This is a genomic window from Cupriavidus sp. 05T313 (assembly GCF_056396665.1).
The window spans coordinates 1-503 of record NZ_JBFTLX010000603.1; the positions used below are offsets into that span (position 1 = coordinate 1).

General features: G+C 66.9%; 2 protein-coding genes. One reads left to right on the top strand and one right to left on the bottom strand.

The features are described from left to right. The coding region (locus tag AC1DKD_RS41955) for a hypothetical protein (RefSeq protein ID WP_477144828.1) at window positions 1–218 on the top strand (218 nt) is incomplete at its 5' end. Between the two features lie 22 nt (window positions 219–240). Here AC1DKD_RS41955 and AC1DKD_RS41960 read toward each other — a convergent pair. Beyond that, window positions 241–503: hypothetical protein (locus AC1DKD_RS41960; RefSeq protein WP_477144829.1), on the bottom strand; the 263-nt coding region annotated here is incomplete at its 5' end.

Sequence of the window (503 nt, forward strand, 5' to 3'; positions counted from 1 at the left end):
ACGACATCCACGACATCCACTCSCCSCGCGTYCCCGGCGAGCAGGAAGTCACCGASCTGCTCAGCACCGCCGTCARGCACGTYCCGTCSCGCCAGCTCTGGGTCAACCCCGACTGCGGCCTGAAGACCCGCGGCTACGCCGAGACTGAGGAGTCCCTGCGCAACCTGGTCAAGGCCACCCAGGCCGTGCGCGCCGGCCTGCTCGAAACGGCGAAGTAAGACAACGCGCGACGACGGCGGGTCACTCTCGGTGACCCGCCGTCGTCGTCTCTTTCATCCTCACGGCGGAGATGAGCAGCCACACGGTCCAGGCGAGGATGGCTACAATGCCCACCAGGGTGGGAAGCGTGTTCGCTGCTGAGAATCCCGAGGCCCCGATAATCCAGCCCTGGACCAGATAGGCCAGTCCGGACAGCGCCATGAGGTAGCCGATCACGCGGGAAACGTCGCGCGCCGCTGCGACAGCCACACCCCACAGCACCAGTGCGGCGCCCAGCAGGAAGT